Annotated in this window: 4 protein-coding genes; all 4 read right to left on the bottom strand. The window is 72.1% G+C overall.

Annotation, left to right across the window (positions count from 1 at the left end):
* Window positions 1–72: 72 nt before the first annotated feature.
* Window positions 73–2,769 (bottom strand): bifunctional (p)ppGpp synthetase/guanosine-3',5'-bis(diphosphate) 3'-pyrophosphohydrolase, encoded by a 2,697-nt coding sequence (locus I6A60_RS02805; protein ID WP_203055548.1) that lies wholly within the window; start codon window positions 2,767–2,769, stop codon window positions 73–75.
* 299 nt (window positions 2,770–3,068) lie between these two features.
* Window positions 3,069–3,629, bottom strand: coding sequence for an adenine phosphoribosyltransferase (locus I6A60_RS02810; protein WP_203016129.1), 561 nt, complete (start codon window positions 3,627–3,629; stop codon window positions 3,069–3,071).
* Window positions 3,626–4,942 (bottom strand): protein translocase subunit SecF, encoded by a 1,317-nt coding sequence (gene secF / locus I6A60_RS02815; RefSeq protein WP_238434604.1) that lies wholly within the window; start codon window positions 4,940–4,942, stop codon window positions 3,626–3,628. Before secF ends, I6A60_RS02810 begins: the two co-directional genes overlap by 4 nt.
* Window positions 4,943–4,945: 3 nt before the next feature.
* Window positions 4,946–6,327, bottom strand: a 1,382-nt coding sequence (gene secD, locus I6A60_RS02820; RefSeq protein WP_238434605.1) for a protein translocase subunit SecD, incomplete at its 5' end; no start/stop codon positions are given.

Consider the following 6,327-nt stretch of genomic DNA (forward strand, 5'->3'; position numbering starts at 1 on the left):
CTTTCCTAAAGACCGAAGGAGGCGCGACGAGACAGTTTCATCGTCATCGCACCTCCCTCGGTCACGGCCCGCCTAGCCCTGTACGCCAGACGTGACACGGAAACAGTCGTAGACACCGTCGATCCGCCGGACCGCGGCCAGAACCTGGCCGAGGTGCTTGGCGTCCCCCATCTCGAAGGTGAAGCGGCTGATCGCCACCTGCTCGCGGTTCGTGGTCACCGACGCGGACAGGATGTTGACGTGGTGGTCGGACAGCACCCGGGTGACGTCCGAGAGCAGCTTCGCCCGGTCCATCGCCTCGACCTGGATGACCACCAGGAACACCGAGCCTGACGACGGCGCCCACTCGACGTCGACGAAACGGTCCGCCGACGTCGAGCTGACCTCGCCGACGTTGGTGCAGTCCGCGCGGTGCACCGACACGCCCCGGCCCCTGGTCACCAGCCCGGCGATCTCGTCGCCCGGCATCGGCGTGCAGCACCGGGCCAGCTTCACCCAGATGTCGGCGGTCCCGGAGACCAGCACGCCCGGGTCGCCGGTGGAGCGGCGCAGCGGGCGGATCGGCAGGACGACGTCGGCGACGTCCTCCTCGGTCGCCTCCGGGCTTCCCATCGCGCTCAGCAGCCGGTTGACGACCGCCTGCGCGCTGATGTTGTTCTCGCCCACGCCGGCGTACAGCGCGCTGACGTCGGAGTAGCCGAGCTCCTTGGCCAGGGTGAGCAGGCCCTCGCCGGTCATCAGCCTGGTCAGCGGCAGGCCGTGGCGGCGCAGCGTGCGCGCGATGGCGTCCCGGCCGGCGACGACGGCGTCCTCCCGCCGCTCTCGCGCGTGCCACTGGCGGATCTTCGAGCGGGCCCGGGACGAGCGGACGAAGGTCAGCCAGTCCTCGCTCGGGCCGGCGGACTGCGCCCGTGACGTGAAGACCTCGACGGTGTCGCCGTTGTCGAGCGCGGTGTCGAGGGCGACGAGCCGGCCGTTGATCCGCGCGCCGACGCACTGGTTGCCGACGTCGGTGTGCACCGCGTAGGCGAAGTCGACCGGGGTCGACCCTGCGGGCAGCGGGATGACGTCGCCCTTCGGGGTGAACACGAAGACCTCGTCGGCCGGCGCCTCGAACCGCAGGCTGTCGAGGAACTCACCCGGGTCCGCGGACTCGCGCTGCCAGTCGAGGATCTGGCGCAGCCAGCTGGTCAGGTCCGGGTCGGCGGCCCGGCGGCGGCTGGCGGTACGGCCGTCCTCCTTGTACTTCCAGTGGGCGGCGATGCCGTACTCGGCCCGGTTGTGCATGCCGTGCGTGCGGATCTGCAGCTCGACCGGCTTGCCCTCCGGGCCGATCACCGTCGTGTGCAGCGACTGGTACATGTTGTACTTGGGCATCGCGATGTAGTCCTTGAACCGGCCCGGGATCGGCTTCCAGTTCGCGTGGACGGTGCCCAGCGCCGCGTAGCAGTCCCGGACCGAGTCGACCAGCACCCGGATGCCGACCAGGTCGTAGATGTCGTCGAAGGACCGGCCGCGCACGACCATCTTCTGGTAGATCGAGTAGTAGTGCTTGGGCCGGCCGGAGACGACCGACTCGATCCCCGCCGCGGCCAGATAGCTCTGCACGTGCGCGGTGACGTCGTCGAGGTAGACGTCCCGGCTGGGCGCCCGGTCGGCGACGAGCCGGACGATCTCGTCGTAGCGCTTCGGGTAGAGCGCGGCGAACGAGAGGTCCTCCAGCTCCCACTTCAGCGAGTTCATCCCGAGCCGGTGCGCCAGCGGCGCGTAGACCTCGAGGGTCTGGCGGGCCTTGCGCTCCTGGCGGTGCTCGGGCAGGAAACGCAGCGTGCGCATGTTGTGCAGCCGGTCGGCGAGCTTGACGACCAGCGCGCGCGGGTCGCGGGCCATCGCGATCACCATCCGGCGGATCATCTCCGCCTGCGCCATCTCGCCGGCGTTGACCTTCTGGAGCCGGCTGACCGCGTCGACGATGAGCGCGACCTGGTCGCCGAACTGCTCGCGGATCTGCTCGACGGTGAGCGTCGTCTCCTCAAGCGTGTCGTGCAGCAGCGCGGCGCACAGCGTGGGGACGTCCATGCCCAGGTCGGCGAGGATGCCGGCGACGGCGATCGGATGCGTGATGTAGGGGTGGCCGGAGGCCCGGACCTGGCCGGCGTGCGCGGCGTCGGCGACCTGGAAGGCCAGCTGGACCGGGCCGATATCGGCCTTCGGGTGGTTGGCGACCACGCCGCGGATCACCGGGTCGAGCGCCGACGGCGGGGTCGCGCGGTGCGCCGACAGCCGGGACAGCCGGGCCCGCAGCCGCCGGGGCACCGGTGGCGACTCGTGGCCCAGCCGCGGGGGCACCGGGGAACCGTCCTCGGGCAGCTCCCCCGGCCCGGCCAGCCGGCCGACGGCGAGCACACCGCCGTGGGCGAGCAGGCCACCGCCGATGGCGACGACCGAGGGGCCCCCTGCGCCGTTGCCCGTGCCGGGCGACTCCGGGGTGGGCGCAGCGTCCGCGACGGTGTCTGGGATGCCTCCGCCGGAGCCGTCGTCCGGCGGGGTGACCAGCGCCTTCCCGCCGTTCGCCGGGGTGTCCAGACTGGGCTCGGTGCCCCCGAGTCCCGGCTCGGCCGCCTCCTCGCGCCGCGCGGCGGTTGTCCCGCCCACGCCGGCGCCGGCGGAGCTCCCGGACGGCACACGACGCCGCTCCGGCGCCGGGCCCTTGGGGGGCCCGGACGCCGGGAGCGTGGCGCCGGTGGTCACCGGGACTGCGTCGGGCACGAGTTGCTCCTGCCGGAAAGTATGACTTCGAGACTAACGCTGGGTTAGCCGCGGTCCTTCCGCAACCCGGGCCCTCGCGGTGTGATCCCCATGGCCAGACCGGCCTGCCGGCTCAGTTCTGCCCACGGCCAGGGGTCTTATGACTGCCCGGCGAGCCGGAACCGCCCGGCTGATCGCGCGGAGTGCCGGCCCGAATCCTGCCGACGCTCCCCCGGGCAGCTCGCCTCGACCGGCCGCAGGCAGTCACTCCTCGCTTCTCCCGTGAACCGGGCGGATGCGGAGGAGCCGGCGAGCGACGGTCAGATCGCCAGCAGGGCGGTCACATCCAGTGACGGGATCCGCTCGCGGCCGCCGAGGAACGTGAGCTCCATCAGGACGGCGAGGCCGAGGACCTCGGCGCCGCCGTGCCGGACCAGGTTGGCCGCCGCGGCGGCGGTGCCACCGGTGGCGAGCACGTCGTCGACGATGAGCACCCGGTCCCCCGGGCCGACCGCGTCATGGTGGATCTCCAGCGTGGCCGTGCCGTACTCCAGCGCGTAGGACTCGGCGACGGTACGGCCGGGGAGCTTGCCCTGCTTGCGGATCGGCACGATCCCGGCGCCCAACCGGTCCGCGACCGGCGCGGCCAGCAGGAAGCCACGGGCCTCGATCCCGGCGACGACGGTCGCGCCGACCCGCCGGGCGGTCTCGGCGAGCGCCCCGATGACGGTTCCGAACGCGGCCGGGGTGGCCAGGAGCGGGGTGATGTCCTTGAACACGACGCCGGGCTGCGGGAAGTCGTGGATGTCGCGCACGTGGGTGCGCAGCGCCTCGGTGGCCGCGGCCAGTGCCGCGTCCTGTGGGGTGTCGATGCTCGTCATGGCGCCTTCTTACCGCCGCTTCCTGCCGCCGGAGCGGCCGTGTCCGCCGCTTCGGCGCGCCGCGGGGGGGCCGCCGCCCCCCCCCCGGGGGGGGGGCCGCCCCCGCCGGGGGGGCGCCCGCCGCGCCCCGGGGCGGGGGGGGCACCCCCCCCGCGCGCGGGGGGGGGCCCGGGCCCGGCGGCGGGTCGGGTCCCCGGCGGCCGGGGGGGCGCCCCGGCCGGCGCCGGCGTTCGGTCGTCGCCCACCTCAGGCCCGTCGGTGGCGTACGCGACGGTGTAGGCCTGGGATCGCCCGCCCGGCGCCGACCCCGACCCGGCCTTGGCCGTCTCGGCGGAGGCGGAGCGGGCGGCGTTCGTCCTGGCCCGGGTGACCCGGGCGTCGAGGGCCTTGACCGCCTGCTCGGGCTGCTTGAAGTCGACCAGCAGCGGCGCGGCGATGAAGATCGACGAGTAGGTACCGGAGGCGATGCCGACGAACTGGGCCAGCGCCAGGTCCTTCAGCGTGCCGGCGCCCAGCAGCCCGGCGCCGACGAACAACAGGGACGCGACCGGGATCAGCGCGATGAACGAGGTGTTCAGCGACCGGATCAGGGTCTCGTTGAGCGAGTCGTTCGTGGCCTCGGCGTAGGTGCGCTTGCTGGAGGTCGCCATGCCGGCCGTGTTCTCGCGAATCCGGTCGAACACGACGACGGTGTCGTACAGCGAGAAACCGAGGATGGCCAGCACGGCGATGACCGTGTCCGGGGTGACCTCGAACCCGATCAGCGAGTAGACGCCGAGCGTCACCACCAGGTCGTGGACCAGCGCCGCCATCGCGGCGGCCGCCATCTTCCACTCGAACCGGACGGACAGGTACACCATCACCAGGACCAGGAAGATCACAAGACCTTCGATGGCCTTGTTGGTGATGGTCGAACCCCACGAGGCGCCGACCGTCGAGATGTCGATCTCGTTGGACTTCACTCCGAAGTCCTTCTCGATCGCGGTCGTCACCTTGGTCGTCTGGACGTCGGTGAGAACCGGGGTCTGCACCCGCAGCTGCTTGCTGGTCTGCAGCTCCTGGATGACCGCGTCATCCGCGTTGACGCCAGCCTGGTGCAGAGCGCCGCGGGCGTCCTCGATCGAGTGGCCCTTGGTCGGGAACTGGAAGACCGCGCCGCCGGAGAAGTCGATGCCCAGCGAGAAGCCCCGCACGACCATGCTGAGGACGCAGATCGTGAGCAGTACGCCCGAGATGATGTACCAGACCCGGCGTCGGCCGATGAAGTCGAAGGCGTGTTGGCCGCGCAGGAACCGGGTGATCGGCGAAGACATCTCTCAGGACTCCCGCTTCTGTCCGGTTGACCGGCCGACCCGCGCGGTCGCGGTCTCAGGTGGCGATCCGGGCCCGTCGGCCGGTGCCGCCCGCCGGGCGAGCCGAGGCCGCGCTGCCGCCAGCGGCCCGCCCCGGTTCGACGGGTTCAGGCCCGACCACCGCGGCGACGTGAACAGCCGCAGCCGGACCAGCAGCGTCACGAGCGGCCGGGTGAAGATGAACACGAGCACCACGTCGGACAGGGTCGACAGGCCGAGGGTGAACGCGAAGCCGCGGACCGAGCCGATGGACACGATGTAGAGGACCGCCGCGGCCAGGAACGAGACCGTGTCCGCGGACAGGATGGTGCGCCGGGCCGCCGGCCAGGCCCGCTCGACCGCGTGGCCGATCGTCCGGCCCTCCCGAACCTCGTCCTTGATCCGTTCGAAGTAGACGACGAACGAGTCGGCGGTGACACCGACGGACAGGATGAGGCCGGCGATGCCGGCGAGCGTCAGGGTGAAGCCGATGGCCGATCCGAGCAGGCAGACCGTGGCGTAGACCAGCAGGCCGCTGACCGCGAGCGACGCGATCACGACCACGCCCAGCAGCCGGTAGTAGAAGAACGAGTACAGGATGACCAGCCCGAGGCCGATGACGAGCGCGAGCAGGCCGCCGCGCAGCTCGCTGTGGCCGAGCGTCGGAGAGATGGACTCCGCCTGCGACTTCTCGAACGCCAACGGGAGCGCGCCGTACTTCAGGACGTTCGCCAGGTCCTCGGCGGACGACTGGTTGAAGCTGCCGGAGATGCTCGCATCGCCGGGGATGCGCTCGTTGGTGACCGGCGCCGACTGGACGACACCGTCGAGGACGATCGCCACCGGCTTGTTGATCGTGTCCTCGGTCAGCTTGGTGAACTTCTTCTGGCCGGAGCCGGTGAAGCTGACGGAGACGACCCACTGGCCGGTGGAGACGTTCGCGGTGCCGCCTGTGGTCTGCAGCTGCGCCTGGGCGGTCTTGACGTCCGTTCCGATGACGGACGCCGGCATCAGCAGGTACTTGGTGGTGTTGTCCTTGGAGCAGGCGGCGGTCCAGTCAGCGGGGGCGTCCGTGGTGTGCACCTTCTCGGGGCAGACCAGCGCGTCGTACTTCTTCTGCACGTCGGCGGGCGGCGTCGCCGCGCTCGCCGACGGGCTGGCGGTCGCCGTCGGCGTGGGCGAGGCCGTCGCTGCCGCGGCGGTGCTCGCCGACGCGGCCGGTGTCGGGGCCTTGGTCGGCGTAGGCGTCGTGGCGCCCGCGGCCAGCAGCGCCGAGCCGACCGCGTCAGCCCGCGCCGTCGAGGTGGCGCTGGCGGTCGGAGTCGCGGCGCCACCGGCCGTGGGCTTCGGGCTGGCCGGGGTGGTCG

Source organism: Frankia sp. AgB1.9 (assembly GCF_016786355.1).
Lineage (GTDB): Bacteria > Actinomycetota > Actinomycetes > Frankiales > Frankiaceae > Pseudofrankia.